Source organism: Microbispora sp. H10885 (genome assembly GCF_014161415.1).
Classification (GTDB): Bacteria; Actinomycetota; Actinomycetes; order Streptosporangiales; family Streptosporangiaceae; genus Microbispora; species Microbispora triticiradicis.
On record NZ_JABBWY010000009.1, the window covers coordinates 25652 to 38768 of the forward strand.

Here is a 13117-nt window from a genome sequence, read left to right on the forward strand (position 1 = left end):
AACTCGTGCCGCGTGTCGAGAATGTGGCGTCGGCTCCGTCCCAGGGGCATGAGTGGCCGAACGGGCCGCCGACGACGAAGGGGAAGCACGATGAAATACCTGATCCTGAAGCACTACCGCGGCGGCCCGGCTCCCGTCGTCGACTACGGGTCGATAGACCAGTGGACGCCGGAGGAGGTCGACGCGCACGTGCAGTTCATGCGCGACTTCGCCGCCCGCCTGGAGGAGACGGGCGAGTTCGTCGACGGCCAGGCGCTGTCGCCCCAGGGCGCGTTCGTGCGGTACGACGGCGAGGGGCGCCCGCCGGTGACCGACGGTCCGTTCGCCGAGACGAAGGACCTCATCGCCGGATGGATGATCATCGACGTGGAGTCGTGGGACCGCGCGGTCCAGCTGGCGGGGGAGCTGTCCGCCGCTCCCGGGCCCCGCGGCGAGCCGATCCACGAGTGGCTCGAGGTCCGGCCGTTCCTCGCCGAGCCGCCCACGGTCACCGAGTGAACGAGTCGCTGCTGCGGGAGCTCGTGCCCGCGGTGATCGGTGTCCTCGTCCGGCGCGGAGCCGACTTCGCCTCGGCCGAGGACGCCGTGCAGGATGCCCTGATCCGGGCGCTGGCGACCTGGCCGGACGACCCACCGCGCGATCCGAAGGCGTGGCTCGTCACGGTCGCCTGGCACAGGTTCCTCGACGCCGTGCGTGCCGAGGCGTCGCGGCGGGGGCGGGAGGTGGCCGTACAGGCCGAGCCTCCCGCCGCTCCGGCGCCCGCCACGGACGACACGCTGCGGCTCTACTTCCTGTGCGCGCACTCCACCCTGCCGCCGGCCTCGGCCGTCGCGCTGACGCTGCGCGCGGTCGGCGGCCTGACCACCCGGCAGATCGCGGCGGCGTACCTCGTCCCCGAGGCGACCATGGCGCAGCGGATCAGCCGGGCCAAGCGGAAGATCGCGGGGCTGCCGCTCGACCAGCCCGGCGATCTCGGCACTGTGCTGCGGGTGCTCTACCTCGTCTTCAACGAGGGGTACGGAGGGAGCGTCGACCTGGCGGCCGAGGCGATCCGGCTCACCCGGCAGCTCGCCGGCCTGACCGACGAGCCCGAGGTCGCGGGGCTGCTCGCGCTCATGCTGCTGCACCACGCGCGCCGTACGTCTCGGACCGGCCCGGGAGGCCGCCTGGTGCCGCTCGCCGAGCAGGACCGATCGCGCTGGGACACCGGCCTGATCGCCGAGGGGGTGACGATCCTGCAGACCGCGCTGGCCCGTGACCGGCTGGGCGAATACCAGGCGCAGGCCGCGATCGCCGCGCTGCACGCGGACGCCCGCAGCGCCTCCGAGACCGACTGGGTGCAGATCGTGGAGTGGTACGACGAACTGCTGCTCCTCACCGGCAGCCCGGTGGTGCGGCTCAACCGGGCGGTGGCGGTGGGGGAGGCGGACGGACCACAGGCCGGCCTGGCGGCGCTGGCCGGGGTGGACCCCGGCCTGCCCAGGTACGCCGCGGTGACGGCGTACCTGCACGAACGCGCCGGCGACCTCGCCCGGGCGGCGGAGCTGTACGCCGAGGCGTCCCGTGCCGCCGCCAGCGTGCCGGAGCGCGACCACCTCACCCGGGAGGCCGCGCGGGTACGGCAACTGCTGAGGGCGTGAGCGCGGCCGATGCCACTGGTGACGGCTGGTCGGAAGGCTTGTCAAGACGCCGATGGAGTTGCTGATCCGCCCTGCTATGGCCTCCTTTGCTGTTCTTGTCACGCTCCAATGCCGACGTTTGGATCAAGGGGGTGATCTTCCGCCGTCCCTGCGCGAAGGAGTCGTGAGCATGACCCTGCTGACCTACACCCTCCTCACCGACCCGGCGCCCCTGGAGGCGTCGGTGCCGGGGGCGCCTGCCGCGTCCACGGGGACCGTCCACCTTCTCGTCACCAACACCGGGGAGCAGGCGGTCTTCTGGCGGACGATCACGGTTCAGGTGCCCGTCGGCCACGGCGCCGTCCACCTCACGCCGGACCTGGGCAAGGTCGGCAGCGAGGGAGAGTACTTCCCCCGGTCGGGCCCCTCGCAGCGACTCGCCGTCCAGGCACAGGGCACCGACGCCGTCCGCGTCACCGACCAGGCCGGTGGCCGGCCCAAGTTCGAACCCGGCGGCCACATGGTGCTGACGTTGAAGGACGTCCCCGTCGCGCCGGCCGTCGGCCTGGCCGTGCTCAGGGTGACCGAGAACGCGGGCAGGACCCGGACCGGGCAGGCGGCGGACAGGCACGCGGTGGTGGCGCTGGTGAAGACCGCCCCGGCGCCACGCGACCTCCGCCCGGAGAGCGAGATCGTCGACGCCGGAGCACCGGTCACGCTGAGCTGGGAGGGGTCCGCCGACTTCGCCTACGAGATCCGGTTCCCCGGCGGACACGAGCCGGTTCCCCCGGGCCCGCCCACCGGGCCTCAGGGCAGGTACGCCGTGCGACTGAACGCCACCCCGAAGCGGGAGACCACCTACACCCTCGTCGCCGTCTCCAACAGCACCAGGCGGCAGCACACCCTCACCACCGCCGTCCAGGTGCGCAATCCCGTCATGGACGACCTCAGAGTCACCAACGTCTGGGCCACCAACGTCTGGGCCACGTCGGTGGGCGGACCGAACAGCGGCGACGGAGCCATCACCTTCCCCCAGGGTGGGGTCAACGTCATGCGCGCGAGCGGCACCGGCGATTGGGGCACGGTGGCGGCGGACAAGGCCGACCTCAACGGCGTGAACACCAGGTGGGTGCAGGGCAGGAGCTCCAGTGACGGGTGGATCAGCTTCCCGCAGGGCGGCGTGAACGTCTACCGGGACGGAACGCAGACCTGGGGCACGGTGGCGGCCGACACGGCCGATCTCAACGGCGTCAACGCCAAGTGGCTGCAGGGCAGAGGCGAGCGCGACGGGTGGATCGACTTCTCCTACTACGGGATCAACGTCTTCCGGCGCGACGACGCGGGCGCCGGCAGGAGGTTGAAGCAGTGGGGTGGCGTGGGCGTCAAATGGATCGCCCACCACGACGAGTAGGGGAGCAGGCCGGACGCGGTCAGGGGAGCTGGCGGCGTACCCAGTCGGGGTCGGGGTTGACGTGGGGGCGGCCGGCGACCACGACGGTCGGCACCGTCTCGTCGCCGCCGGTGGCGGCGCGGACCGCCGCCGCGCCCTCGGGGTCCCGCCAGATGTTCACCCAGTGCAGCCGCCGCGCGTCGCGGGCGAGGCGCAGCCGGAGCCGGAGGCAGTAGCGGCAGCCCGAACGCCAGTAGACGATCGGGCGGCCGTCGGCCTCGCTGCGGCGCAGTGCCTCGGCCGCGCCGATCGACCTCGGGAACACCAGGGGAGACAGCAGGGCGGCGGCGAGCAGGAACACCAGGAAGTACGTCGCGGCGGCGCCGGGGGACCCCTGGGCCGTCTGCCGGAACGCCGCGGCGACTCCGCATGCCAGGAAGACGACCGGCAGTATCCATCCGCGCACCATGGCCGTCACGCTATCGGGCCGTTCTCCGGCGCCGCAAAAGTTGGTAGGTCACGCGGCCGGTCCGCGCGTGGCCGCGTGACTGGACCCTTCCGTACCGGGAACCTGGCGGGGACCCGAAGACGGGTGCCGAGGACGGAGGGGTGAACGAGGCGATGGCGACCACCGCAGGCGGGACCCGCGCCGATCCGGAACCGGCCGATCTCCGGCTGCCGGGCATCGTGCTGGGTGTGGGACTGGGCGGGTTCGTCGACGGAATCCTGCTGCACCAGATCCTGCAGTGGCATCACATGCTGAGCGGCACCGACAGCGATCACATCGGAGTGCGGTACTACGATCCCCGCACCGTCTCCGGGCTGGAGATGAACACGGTGTGGGACGGTCTGTTCCACATTGTGTGCTGGCTGGCGGTCCTGATCGGGCTGGCGCTCCTGTACTCCCGGGTCACCCGGAACCGCCGCCGGGTGTGGGGTTCGCGGGTGCTGTGGGGCTGGATCCTGGCCGGGTGGGGTCTGTTCAACCTCGTCGAGGGCGTCGTGGACCATCACCTCCTGGCCATCCATCACGTGCGCGGCGGCCCGCATCAGTTGTGGTGGGACATCGGCTTCCTCGTCCTGGGGGCGCTGCTTGTCGCCGGGGGTTACCTGCTGACCCGGAGCGGGCGGTCCTTCGAGCCCGAAAGCCGGACGTGACGGACCCTGTGACGGAACACGGCGCTCACTTCGCGGGCGCGCTGCCGGTCCTGGCCGTGCTCGGGTGCGCGATCGGTTACCTGCGCCTGGCGCGGCTGGCCCGCCGCCGCAATCCGGCGCGCGGCTGGAGCCGGTGGCGTACGGCGGGGTTCGTCGCCGGGCTCGTCCTGCTGGGCGTGGCGCTGGCGCCGCCCGTCGCGTCCCTGGCCCACGCGGACTTCCGCGGTCACATGCTCCAGCACCTGCTCGTCGGCATGTACGCGCCGCTCGCGCTGGTGCTCGGTGCGCCGGTCACCCTGATGCTGCGCACCCTGCCCGCCGACGGCGGGCGGCGGCTGACCGCCGTGCTGCACAGCCGTCCCCTCCGGGTGGTGACCCACCCGGCGGTCGCCCTGCTGCTGTCCACCGGCGGCCTCGTGGTGCTCTACTTCACCCCGCTCTACAACGCGGCGTCGGCGTCGGCGGCGGGGCACTGGCTGCTGCACGCGCATTTCCTGCTGTCGGGCTGCCTGTTCGCGTACGTGATCGGCGGACCCGATCCCGCCCCGGACCGGCCCGGGGTCCGTACCCGCCTGGTGTACCTCGGCTGCGCCGTCGCCGTGCACGCCGTCGTCGCCCAGTTGATGTACGGCGGCTTCCGGGTGGACGTGCACGCCCCGATCCCCGAGGTCCGGGGTGGCGCGGAGATCATGTACTACGGCGGCGACATCGCGGAGCTGCTCCTCGCGGCGGCTCTGGTCGCCACCTGGCGTCCCGCGCCCCGCACGGGTGCGGGGCGCGGGACGGTCGTCAGGCGGTACGAGCGGCGATCTTGGTGAGGAGCGGCTGCACCAGGCGGGCCGCCAGGGGGCCGAAGGCCGCGAGGATGAGGACGTACGCGGCGGCCAGGGCGCCCAGGTCGGGGTGGGCTCCCGCGGCCACGGCCAGTCCGGCGATGACGATGTTGAACTCGCCGCGGGGGATGAGCGCGATGCCGGCGCGTACCCGTCCGGCGCGGGCGATGCCCGCGCGGCGGGCCGCGTAGATTCCGGTCATCAGCTTGGTGATCATCGTGACCAGGGCGAGGCCGGCCGCCAGCCCGGCCGCGGGCAGGATCTTGGTCGGGTCGGTCTGCAGGCCGAAGAAGACGAAGAACACCGCGGCGAACAGGTCGCGCAGGGGAGCGAGCAGCGCGTGGGCGTCCTCGGCGAGCTCGCCGGACAGGGCGATGCCGACCAGGAAGGCGCCGACCGCGGCCGAGACCTGCAGCTGCTGGGCCAGCCCGGCCACCAGCAGTGCGAGCCCGACCACCTTGAGCACGAGCACCTCGGAGTTGGGGCTGGCGACGAACGCCTCGATGTAGCGGCCGAAGCGGAGCGCGACCAGCAGCACCACGCTGACGGCGGCCAGTGCGATGGCCACGGTGACCGCCCCGGCGACGAGGGTCAGGCCGGCCAGCATGGCGGTCAGGACCGGCAGGTAGACCGCCATCGTGAGGTCTTCGAACACCAGCAGCGACAGCACGACCGGGGTCTCGCGGTTGCCGATCCAGCCCAGGTCGGAGAGGACCTTGGCGGTGATTCCGGAGGAGGTGGCGTAGGTGACGCCCGCCATGGCGACCGCGGCGACGGGTCCCCAGCCGAGCAGCAGCGCCAGGATGGCGCCGGGGGCGGCGTTGAGCAGGAGGTCGACGAGACCGGCGCGGGCGTTGCCCTTGAGGCTGGTCACCAGTTCGTCGGCGTTGTATTCCAGGCCGAGGGTGAGCAGAAGGAGGATGACGCCTAATTCGGCGCCGGTGGCGATGAAGTCCTCACTGGTGCCCAGAGGGAGGATGCCGCCCGTGCCGAAGGCCAGGCCCGCGAGGAGATAGAGAGGGATGGGGGAGATGCCGACGCGCAGCGCCAGTGCTCCGAGAATGCCGAGTCCGAGGACGACGGCGCCGAATTCCAGGAAAAGTATTGCGGTGTTGTGCACGCGCTGCCCTCAGCCGCTGGCGAAGATGTCGGCGACTGCGGTGGTGCTCTCCTCGCCGCCCACCACGACCACGATGTCGTCCCCGGTCAGGACGAAGTCGGGTGCGGGGCTGGCGAAGACGCGTCCGGCGCGGACCACGGCGACGATGGAGGCGCCGGTGCGGGTGCGCACCTGCGCGTCGCCCATGGGACGGCCGTCGTAGCGGGAGCCGGGGGTGATCAGCACCTGGAGGCTGACCAGGCCCTCGACCTCCCGGTGCATCGCGTTGAGGCGCTGGACGATGCGGGGGGCGCCGAGGAGTTCGACGAGGGCGTCGGCTTCCTCGTCGTTGAGTTTGACCGTCTCACAGGCTCTGTCGGGATCGTCGGGGTCGTAGATGACGAGGTCCCGCCGTCCCGTGCGGTGCGAGACGACTCCGATGCGCCGGCCCGAGCGGGTGGTGAACTCGTGCCGCAATCCGATCCCCGGCAACACCGTCTGCTCGACTTCCACGGCGCCGCTCCTCCGTTCGTAACATGTCATTACTTGTCCGGAGAACCTACCAATAAGACGCGGTCGTCCCGCCGCCGGTGCCGCTCGGCGGCGGGACGACTACGCTCGCGCGTCAGGCGGCCGGGTCGTCGGCGAGCCAGATCGGCCGCCAGTTCGACTGCTCGTGGTAGCGGCGCAGCTCGGCGAGTCCGGACAGCCATCCGGTCCAGGCGCCGTACGGCGGGTTGGCGGTGTCGAAGCCGCTCTGGACGAACGTCAGGCGGGTGGCGCCGCCGGTGTCCTCCAGCTCCCAGGTGACGACGCCCATCGGTCCCCAGTCGACCGAGATCGTGCTGTCGGGAACCAGGTCGATGATCTTGGCGGGCTGGGGGTTGGCGTCGAGACCGCCCATCGCGAAGCGCCCGCCGACGTACGGCTCGATGCCGATGGGGTAGCCGAACCACTCGGTGGCCTTGTCGGAGTCGATCAGCGATTCGTACACCGTGGACACGGGCGCGGCGATGTCCAGGTGACCGTGGAAGTCGGTGGTGGTGTAGTCGGGCTGGGGGCCGATCTCCCGCCCCTGGACGTGGTCGGCGAGGTTCGACAGCGCGAGCGACCAGAACACCTGCAGCACCCCGCGGATGCTCGCCCCGGTGATGGCGTCCTGGAAGTCGAAGTGGGTCTGCGACAGGGTCAGGATGGTCGATCCGGCGTCCTCCTCCGCCAGGGTGATCTCCGTGGTGGTCTCCTCGCCGTCGAGCAGCCAGGCGAAGCGAAGGGTGTGGTCGTCGGCGTGCAGCAGGCGCTGGTGCGGCGCGTCGCCCTCGGGAGTGCGGCGGCCCCAGAACTCGTACCGTTCGGGCAGGTCCACCTCGGCGTGCTCGGCCAGCCACACCCGCATCGCCGCGGGGTCGGTAAGCGCGTGGCGCACCTCCTTGATCGGGGCTTCCAGGCGGACACGGATGATCATCGGCTCACTCACTGTCGTCTCCCTTGGGGTAGCAGGCCACGGCGAGTTTGAAGGCGTCGCCCTCGGCGCCGCCGTAGCGGGTGAACAGGTCCTGAAGTGCGGACCGCAGGTCGTTGAGGAACTCCTGACGGCGTTCGGGGGGCACGCGTATCTCCCCGGAGACGCCGATGGACGGCAGTTCCGGCGCCGTCCGGTCGAGGGCGGCGACATCGGCCTGCACCTGTTCCATCAGGTCGAGGAGGTAGCCCAGGCTGAGCTCGTCCTGCCGCCGCCGCAGCCCGCCGATCCTGCCGACGAGGCCGGGTGACAGCCAGTAGGACCTGGCGCTCGCCCGGTAGATGCCCTCGGTGATGCCGCGCACCCGCCGCTCGGAGACCTGCTGCACCAGGCCGGCCTCCACCAGGCGTTTGACGTGGTAGTACACGCGCTGCGGGGTCTGGCCGAGCACCGCCGCCACCTCGGTGCAGGTGCGCGGCTCGGCCAGTTGCCGCAGCACCTCGATGCGCTGCGGCTTGAGCAGGGCCTCGGCCTGCTCGATCTGCTCCAGGTACAGGACGTCTCTCATCGCAAAAACAAGCTTGTACGTAAAAATTGTCTTTGTCAATGGGGTACGCCTACGGCCTGCCGGGCGTCCCGGCAGGCCGGCGTACGGGTAAGCGGACGGGTAAGGACGGGCGGGTCAGGAGGCGGGCGGGACGCCGATGACGGAGGTGCCGATGACGAGGTGGCGGGCGGGATCGCAGCCGAGGAGCTCTTCGACGACCTGGTCCCGAAGGGCCGCGGTGAAGGTGATGTGCAGACCGGCCGCGGTGGCCAGCAGGTAGACGGTCTGGCTGAGGTGGCCGACGTCCATCATCAGCGCCCGGTAGACCCGGGGGAAGGTGTACTTCCACTGGTTGCGGGCGATGACGCTGGTGTAGAAGATGAGCGCTCCGGCGCCCGCGACCCAGTCCTGGCCGCCGACGGCGGCCACGAGCCGCTCGTCGTCGAGACGGCGGCCGAGGAACTCGAGGGTGTGGTCGGCGGCGGCGTAGTGGTAGGCGCCCGGATCGAGGCCCTGGACGTTGCGCGCGTAGAGGTAGACCTCGGTCGGGTGGCGGGCGCCGCCGGAGGGGCTGGTCTTGAACACCCGCTGCCAGGAGTCGGTCACCACACCGTTCGGGTCGAGGTCGACACCCGCCTGGGTCAGCGGGCCGTCGGCCCGCGGCAGAGGCCCCGCGGCGGTCTTGAGCAGGGCCGCCACGGTCTCCAGCGGCAGCGCGGAGGGGCCGAAGTAGCGGCGGCTGCGACGCCGGTGCAGCACGTCCAACAGGTCGCGATGGCGCCAGACGCCGGGGCCGGCGTCCGGCAGCGCGACGCGGGTGGTGCCGGGCAGGGACCAGAACGCCGGAGGCGGCGGGTCGGTCAGAACCTTGGCTTCGAGATCCTCGTTGTCCTGTTCGGCGGTGCGCATGGCGGTGCCGGCGTGGGAGCGGGTGGAGAAGTGGTAGGCGCGCGCCAGCCGCCCCCACGGCTGCCAGGCCTCTTCTATGGCCTGTTCGCGCTGGTGGCGGGGTCCGTTCTCCGCGATCAGGATGTCGTGCTCGGCCAGGACGGTGGCGACCTGGTGCCAGTGGGCGGCCTCGCCGGGATCGCCGCCCAGCTCTCTCACCGAGCCCAGGTCGCGGAATCCGGTGAACCACCGCAGCACGCGCTCGACGCCGTCGGCGAGGGCGAACTGGCGGTGGTCGAGATAGTCGTCCCAGACCAGTTGGTCGGCGTCCCACAGCAGGGCGCCGCAGCCGGACACGCGTACGTTCACGATTCGGTCTCTCACTTCTTGTTCTCGGGCGGCGCCAGGGACGCGCAGGCGGCCGCCCGGCCGCGGCGTGCCGCCGCCAGATGAGGGTGGTCCGGCGCCGCCCGCCGCAGCAGCTCCACGGCCCGGCCGTAGCAGGCGTGGGCCTCGCCGGGCTGGTGGCGGGCGCGGTACAGGGCGCCGAGGTTGATCAGGGTGATGGCGGATTCCGGATGGCCCGGCCCCAGGACCGCGTCCTTGACGGCCAGGGCGCGGAGGTAGTGGGCCAGGGCCTCGTCCAGGTCACCGCGGCGATGCCTCAGGGCGGCGAGGTTGTGCAGCACGGCGGCGACATCGTGGTGCTCCGGGCCGTAGGCCGCCTCGAAGACGGCGAGGGCACGCCGGAGCAGCGCCTCGGCCTCGTCCGGGCGTCCGCGGCCCTCCACGAGCGCGGCCCAGGCGGCGAGGTCCGCCGCCACCCTCGGATGACGCTCACCGAGGAGCCGGGCGCGGATTTCCGCCGCCCGGCGAGCCCACGGCTCACCGGTCTCGTGGTCACCACGGGCGTGGGCGAGCCCGCCCAGGTTGTGGCAGACGGTGGCCACGTCCTCGTGCTCACCGCCGCGGGCCGCCTCCAGGATCGTCAGGGCCCGCCCGTAGAGGGCCTCGGCCTGCTGGAATCGGCCGGTGTACTTGCCCAGCACACCCCATTCGTTGCACACCTTGGCCACTTCCACCGACTCCGGGCCGAAGACCCGCTCCGCGGCGGGAAGAGTGAGAGCGAACAGCAGCCCCGCCCTGCGGTAGCCGCCGCACGTACGCCACACACTCGCCAGCTCGCACTGGGCGTGGATCCGCAGCGCGTTCTGGCCCTGGCGCCGGGCCTGGCCGACGGCGGCCCGGAACGCCCGCTCCGCCTCGTCGAAGGCTCTTCCGGCGTAACGCTCCCGTGCGTGCGCCAGCAACTCGGCCGCCCCGGCGGGACGGGACTCATCGCTCACATGGCCTCCCGTACAACGTCACGACCGACGGCGGCGGCCGCCTCCCGGGGCTCACCGGCTCCGGGAGGCGGCCGCGGCTCAGGCCTCGATCAGAACCTCGTTGTGGTTGAGGTTCAGGGCGGCCTCCGGCTGGATGTAGGCGTCCTCGTGAGCCTCGAACACCGCGACCTCGTTGTGGTTGTAGGTCAGGGCGGACTCCGGTGCGCTGTAGCCGTCGTGGTGGACCTCGAACACCGCGACCTCGTTGTGGTTGTGGTTCAGGGCGGCGTGCGGTGCGCTGTAGTCGTCCTCGTGGATCTCGAACACCGAGGTCTCGTTGTGGTTGGGGTTCAACGCGGCCTCCGGCTGGGCGTAGTCGTCCTGGTGGACCTCGAACACTTCGGACATCTTCTGTGACATCTGGGGCACTCCTTCCGGGAACTCCTGTAACCGCCGGCCCGAAGCCGGCCTCGTACAGGCGGGGTGACCACGCACCACCGTTGCTCTGGCTCCGACCCCGGAATCATCGCAGCGGCAAGATCTCGCGCCAGGTCCAGTAAGCGGCGAGATCGCCTGAATACTGGTTCATCACGCGACCCTGCCGGGCGCCGGTCCCGAACGGGGAGCGCCCGCCGTTCCGCCGGAGGGGGTCAGGCCGCGAACGCGGCGCTGATCGCGTGGCTGTCCTCGTGCATGCGGTAACCGATGATCCTGCCGTCGGCGACGGTGAAGTGCAGGGCGAACTCGTTCAGGAACGACCTGCCCGTGGACAGCACGCCGAAGCGGCTGCGTCCGGTCACCACCGCGTGCCCGTCCTCGACGATCGTGGCGTCGATCGTGAACTCCTGGGCGGGCGTGAGCGCGGTGCCGAGCACGGCGAAGAACTCGGCGATCTGCTCCCTGCCGGAGCGAGCCCCGGTCCAGGGCACGTTGGACGCGCCCGGGACGAGGAAGTCCACCCGGTCGGCGAAAAGATCGAGCAGGCCGGTCAGGTCACCGGCGGCGAACCGGGCGAAGAAGGCGTCGACGACCTCGCGGGTGGTCCAGGGTGTGGCGGTCATGCCGTGATTCCCATCTGTCGTGCGTGGTGTGGAGCGAAGCCGGCCGGCGAAATCTCCAACTGATCGGTTGGAGTATGGCACGGGCACGGTCGCGATTCCAACTGTGCGGTTGGAATTCTGTAGGCTGCCCCCATGGCATGGGACACCACCAGGACGAGGCGGCTGCTGCTGGAGGCGGCGGTGGAGGAGTTCGCCGAGCACGGGCCGCAGGGCGCGCGGGTGGACCGCGTCGCCGTACGCGCGGGGGTGAACAAGGAGCGGATCTACCAGTACTTCGGCGGCAAGCGCCAGCTGTTCACCGCCGTCCTGGAGGCCGAGCTCGCCAAGGTGGCCGCCGCCGTGCCGCTGACCGGCGCGCACCTGGCCGACCTCGGCGAGTACGCCGGGCGGGTCTTCGACTACCACTGTGCCCACCCGCACTTCCTGCGCCTGCTCACCTGGGAGGGGCTGGAATGCGGCCGCGCCGAGGTGGCCGCCGAGGACGAGCGTGCCGCGCACTACGCCGGCAAGGTCGCCGCCTTCGCCGCCGCTCAGGAAGAGGGGCTGATCACCGGAGAGACCGACCCGGCGCACCTGGTCTACGCGGTGTATGCGCTGGCGACCTGGTGGTTCACGGCCCCCCAGGTAGTGCGGATGATCACGACCGGCGTCACCGGGGACGGCCCCGAAGCGCGCCGCGCCGGGCTGGTCCGATTGGTCCGGCGCCTGACCACCCCCGACGATCGCACGGGAGGACACCGAAGCCATGCCTGAGCCTCTGGCAGGCCGCGCGGCCCTCACCGGACACGAGGAGACCAAGCACGTGCCCGACACGAACGACCACGCCCGCTCCGGCGCCGGCTCGGCGCCCGGCGGCGACCGGCGCGCCCTGCGGGCCGACTGCGCGAGCTGCTTCGGACTGTGCTGCGTCGCCCTGCCCTTCGCCGCCTCGGCGGACTTCGCGATCAGCAAGGACGCCGGGCGGCCGTGCCCCAATCTCCAGTCCGACTTCCGCTGCGGCATCCACTCCCGGCTGCGCGACAGCGGCTTCCCCGGCTGCACCGTGTTCGACTGCTTCGGCGCGGGGCAGAAGGTCTCCCAGGTCACCTTCGGGCGCAGCTGGCGCGACGAGCCGGACACCGCGGCGCGGATGTTCGAGGTCTTCCCGGTCATGCGGAACCTGCACGAACTGCTGTGGTACCTGCACGAGGCGCTCTCCCTGCCCGCGGCCCGCCCGATCCACTCCGAGGTGCGCCGCGCGATCGAGGAGACCGAGCGCCTCACCATGGGCGCTCCCGGCGAGCTGCTCGACGTGGACGTCGCCGCCCACCGGGAGAAGGTCAACGTGCTGCTGCTGCGGACGAGCGAGCTGGCCCGGGCCGGCGCCGGGGGCCGCGCGCCCGACCACAGGGGAGCCGACCTCATCGGCGCCCGGCTCAGGAAGGCCGACCTGCGCGGCGCCAACCTGCGGGGGGCATACCTGATCGGCGCGGACCTGACCGGAGCCGACCTGCGGGGCGCCGATCTGATCGGCGCGGACCTGCGGGGCGCCGGCCTCGGCGGCGCCGACCTGACCGGGTGCCTCTTCCTCACCCAGGCCCAGCTCAACGCCGCCAGGGGCGACGCCGCGACCGTGCTGCCACCCTCGCTGACCCGCCCGGCGCACTGGCCGGAGCACTGGCAGGCGGAGGCGGCGCCGACGGCGGGCCGGGCGCCCGCCCGGCGGCCCCGCTCCCGCGAACGGCGCAGGTAGGGA

The 13117-nt window shown here is 71.9% G+C and carries 16 protein-coding genes; 7 read left to right on the forward strand and 9 right to left on the reverse strand.

Features of this window, described 5'->3' with window-relative positions; all coding sequences use genetic code 11:
• Positions 1 to 90: 90 nt before the first annotated feature.
• The 3 genes from HHX37_RS23670 (at position 91) to HHX37_RS23680 (ending at position 3030) form a co-directional block, all read left to right on the forward strand.
• Positions 91 to 498 carry a YciI family protein gene (locus tag HHX37_RS23670; RefSeq protein ID WP_182886813.1) on the forward strand — a complete coding sequence of 136 codons (408 nt, stop codon included), beginning with the start codon at positions 91 to 93 and terminating at the stop codon, positions 496 to 498.
• Complete coding sequence (locus tag HHX37_RS23675; protein WP_182886814.1) at positions 495 to 1640, forward strand: RNA polymerase sigma factor; 1146 nt, start codon at positions 495 to 497, stop codon at positions 1638 to 1640. The genes HHX37_RS23670 and HHX37_RS23675 overlap by 4 nt, the downstream gene beginning before the upstream one ends.
• Positions 1641 to 1809: 169 nt before the next feature.
• The gene (locus HHX37_RS23680; protein ID WP_182886815.1) at positions 1810 to 3030 is read left to right on the forward strand and encodes a hypothetical protein; all 1221 of its coding nucleotides are present in this window, start codon (positions 1810 to 1812) and stop codon (positions 3028 to 3030) included.
• A 19-nt stretch (positions 3031 to 3049) separates the two neighbouring features.
• On the opposite strand, the gene HHX37_RS23685 is transcribed toward HHX37_RS23680, so the two are convergent.
• Positions 3050 to 3478 (reverse strand): glutaredoxin domain-containing protein, encoded by a 429-nt coding sequence (locus tag HHX37_RS23685; RefSeq protein WP_182886816.1) that lies wholly within the window; start codon positions 3476 to 3478, stop codon positions 3050 to 3052.
• 140 nt (positions 3479 to 3618) lie between these two features.
• On the opposite strand from HHX37_RS23685, the gene HHX37_RS23690 reads away from it, so the two are divergent.
• Both HHX37_RS23690 and HHX37_RS23695 read left to right on the forward strand, forming a co-directional pair.
• Positions 3619 to 4167, forward strand: coding sequence for a DUF2243 domain-containing protein (locus tag HHX37_RS23690; protein WP_310740494.1), 549 nt, complete (start codon positions 3619 to 3621; stop codon positions 4165 to 4167).
• Positions 4164 to 4985 (forward strand): cytochrome c oxidase assembly protein, encoded by an 822-nt coding sequence (locus tag HHX37_RS23695; protein ID WP_310740495.1) that lies wholly within the window; start codon positions 4164 to 4166, stop codon positions 4983 to 4985. Before HHX37_RS23690 ends, HHX37_RS23695 begins: the two co-directional genes overlap by 4 nt.
• Here HHX37_RS23695 and HHX37_RS23700 read toward each other — a convergent pair.
• From HHX37_RS23700 to HHX37_RS23735, 8 genes are all read right to left on the reverse strand, one after another.
• Positions 4957 to 6120, reverse strand: coding sequence for a cation:proton antiporter (locus tag HHX37_RS23700; RefSeq protein WP_182873439.1), 1164 nt, complete (start codon positions 6118 to 6120; stop codon positions 4957 to 4959). The genes HHX37_RS23695 and HHX37_RS23700 overlap by 29 nt on opposite strands.
• Before the next feature lie 9 nt (positions 6121 to 6129).
• Positions 6130 to 6612 (reverse strand): cation:proton antiporter regulatory subunit, encoded by a 483-nt coding sequence (locus tag HHX37_RS23705; RefSeq protein ID WP_111698508.1) that lies wholly within the window; start codon positions 6610 to 6612, stop codon positions 6130 to 6132.
• Positions 6613 to 6724: 112 nt separating this feature from the next.
• Positions 6725 to 7576, reverse strand: coding sequence for an SRPBCC domain-containing protein (locus tag HHX37_RS23710; protein ID WP_182881039.1), 852 nt, complete (start codon positions 7574 to 7576; stop codon positions 6725 to 6727).
• Positions 7569 to 8129, reverse strand: a complete 561-nt coding sequence (locus tag HHX37_RS23715; protein WP_111698504.1) for a helix-turn-helix domain-containing protein — start codon at positions 8127 to 8129, stop codon at positions 7569 to 7571. Before HHX37_RS23715 ends, HHX37_RS23710 begins: the two co-directional genes overlap by 8 nt.
• Positions 8130 to 8243: 114 nt before the next feature.
• Entirely contained in the window at positions 8244 to 9365 is a 1122-nt protein-coding gene (locus HHX37_RS23720) for a SagB family peptide dehydrogenase (RefSeq protein WP_182886817.1), read from the reverse strand.
• Between the two features lie 11 nt (positions 9366 to 9376).
• The gene (locus HHX37_RS23725) at positions 9377 to 10342 is read right to left on the reverse strand and encodes a tetratricopeptide repeat protein (protein ID WP_182886818.1); all 966 of its coding nucleotides are present in this window, start codon (positions 10340 to 10342) and stop codon (positions 9377 to 9379) included.
• A 78-nt stretch (positions 10343 to 10420) separates the two neighbouring features.
• Positions 10421 to 10741, reverse strand: a complete 321-nt coding sequence (locus HHX37_RS23730; RefSeq protein ID WP_182886819.1) for a hypothetical protein — start codon at positions 10739 to 10741, stop codon at positions 10421 to 10423.
• 230 nt (positions 10742 to 10971) lie between these two features.
• Positions 10972 to 11382 carry a nuclear transport factor 2 family protein gene (locus tag HHX37_RS23735; RefSeq protein ID WP_182886820.1) on the reverse strand — a complete coding sequence of 137 codons (411 nt, stop codon included), beginning with the start codon at positions 11380 to 11382 and terminating at the stop codon, positions 10972 to 10974.
• Positions 11383 to 11514: 132 nt separating this feature from the next.
• On the opposite strand from HHX37_RS23735, the gene HHX37_RS23740 reads away from it, so the two are divergent.
• Complete coding sequence (locus HHX37_RS23740) at positions 11515 to 12135, forward strand: TetR family transcriptional regulator (protein WP_182886821.1); 621 nt, start codon at positions 11515 to 11517, stop codon at positions 12133 to 12135.
• Positions 12128 to 13114 (forward strand): pentapeptide repeat-containing protein, encoded by a 987-nt coding sequence (locus HHX37_RS23745; RefSeq protein WP_182886822.1) that lies wholly within the window; start codon positions 12128 to 12130, stop codon positions 13112 to 13114. The genes HHX37_RS23740 and HHX37_RS23745 overlap by 8 nt, the downstream gene beginning before the upstream one ends.
• The last annotated feature ends 3 nt before the right edge of the window (positions 13115 to 13117 follow it).

Coding starts and splice junctions, on each gene's coding strand:
- HHX37_RS23670 (WP_182886813.1), top strand. CDS start 91: ATGAAATACCTGATCCTGAAGCACTACCGCGGCGGCCCGGCTCCCGTC.
- HHX37_RS23680 (WP_182886815.1), top strand. CDS start 1,810: ATGACCCTGCTGACCTACACCCTCCTCACCGACCCGGCGCCCCTGGAG.
- HHX37_RS23685 (WP_182886816.1), bottom strand. CDS start 3,478: ATGGTGCGCGGATGGATACTGCCGGTCGTCTTCCTGGCATGCGGAGTC.
- HHX37_RS23715 (WP_111698504.1), bottom strand. CDS start 8,129: ATGAGAGACGTCCTGTACCTGGAGCAGATCGAGCAGGCCGAGGCCCTG.
- HHX37_RS23730 (WP_182886819.1), bottom strand. CDS start 10,741: ATGTCACAGAAGATGTCCGAAGTGTTCGAGGTCCACCAGGACGACTAC.
- HHX37_RS23735 (WP_182886820.1), bottom strand. CDS start 11,382: ATGACCGCCACACCCTGGACCACCCGCGAGGTCGTCGACGCCTTCTTC.
- HHX37_RS23740 (WP_182886821.1), top strand. CDS start 11,515: ATGGCATGGGACACCACCAGGACGAGGCGGCTGCTGCTGGAGGCGGCG.
- HHX37_RS23745 (WP_182886822.1), top strand. CDS start 12,128: ATGCCTGAGCCTCTGGCAGGCCGCGCGGCCCTCACCGGACACGAGGAG.